Source organism: Bifidobacterium sp. LH_230, from assembly GCF_056357555.1.
In genome coordinates this window covers 1-1400 of the sequence record NZ_JBKEWJ010000045.1, presented here as the reverse complement: position 1 = coordinate 1400, position 1400 = coordinate 1, and the positions used below count along the sequence as shown (strand labels likewise).

1 protein-coding gene is annotated in these 1400 nt (G+C 61.8%); it reads right to left on the bottom strand.

Translation table 11 applies throughout. The features are described 5' to 3' along the window. Positions 1-23: 23 nt before the first annotated feature. Positions 24-1280 carry an ISL3 family transposase gene (locus AC1A0G_RS12175; RefSeq protein ID WP_476530009.1) on the bottom strand — a complete coding sequence of 419 codons (1257 nt, stop codon included), beginning with the start codon at positions 1278-1280 and terminating at the stop codon, positions 24-26. Between the last annotated feature and the right edge of the window lie 120 nt (positions 1281-1400).

The following is a 1400-nucleotide window of genomic DNA, read 5'->3' as shown; positions in this document are numbered from 1 at the left end:
GAGGCTTCTGCTGTTTTCGTGGGTTAGTTTGTTGGTGTTGGTAGTTGGATGTTGAGTCCGCCGCATCGGAGCATGACGAGGCTGATGAGGTTGGTGACGTGGTGGAAGCCGTAGGCCATGCGGATGGTGACCTTGATTCGGTTGTTGAAGGCCTCGAGTCTGGCGTTGGAGTATCCCAGTTCGATCGTGCGTAGGATGTCGAGGCGGCGCCGGCGGATCTTCCTGGCCAGTTCGACGATCTCGGGGATCCGGCTGTGGGACGCCCAGAAGATCCAATGCCGGAGCTCGCCTTCGGCCTGGCCGATCGGGTGTTTGAGCAGGGTGCGCAGGAGTTCCTTGAGCTGCCATGCGCGGTAGAGCTGGCCTTTGGGGTCCGTGTTCCTGATGCCGTCGAGTGTCTCGTTCTGCTTGTCGGTGAGTTGGTCTGGGTTCTTCAGGACGGCGTATTTGACGCCGCGCATGCGCCTGGTCGTCTCCTTGTCGTGGTCGTGTCTGGCTTGGTTCCAGAGGCGTTTTCTGACCTTGTCGAGCGCGTCGGTCATCCAGGAGACGATGTGGAAGCCGTCGAGCACGCGTTCCGCGTTCGGACAGTGCTCCTTGACGCATGAGTCGATCCAACGCGCCCCGTCCCCGGTGACCACGCGGATAGACTTCTTCTGTTCGTCGGTGAGCTGCCGGAAGAACAGGTCGAACACGTCCTTGCCGTACCCGTCGTGCGCCCAGATCACCCGATGCCGTTCATGATCGACGACCACTGTGACGTACGTGTGGCCCTTCCTGTAGCTGGTCTCGTCCACACCAATCGCGGTGAGGCCGTCGAACGGCGAGGGTGCCGCCGCTTTCAGCCGTTCGGCGACCCTATGGGCGATATCACCCGCGGTCCTCCATGCGATGTGCAGGAACCCGCTGACCGTTTTCTGGTTGGCGACGGTCATCAGCCACGCGCACTCCGCCTCGAAATCCCTCGTGAACCTCGAGCCGGGTTCCGCCCACGGCACCCGGGCGACCACGACACCGCATTCCGGGCAGTCCACGCGCGGCATCACGGCGACCAGCTCCACCCGCCAGCAGCCGAAGTCCTGATGCCGCCAACGGCGTACGCCGCCGCCCTGGTCATAACCACGACGGCGCTTGCCGCATCTCGAGCATCGGAGCATGCCCTTGCGCGGACGCACGTGGATCTCGAGCACGGGCGTGGGACGCAGCGGCGAGTCGACGATCCGCGCGGCCTCGACCACCATGTTTTTGACGTTGAGGAGCTGGTTGAATATGCTGTTCATCAGGCGCTTTTTGGTTGTTTGTTTATCTTGGTCGAAAACATCCTACCCAGGAAGCGCTCTTCTCTTACTCCCTCAACGGCTCAACGACGAACCCACACCCACGAAAACAACACAAGCGCC

What these genes read in the sequence shown, in the direction of transcription:
- AC1A0G_RS12175 (WP_476530009.1), bottom strand. Translation starts at nt 1,280, where the DNA reads ATGAACAGCATATTCAACCAGCTCCTCAACGTCAAAAACATGGTGGTC.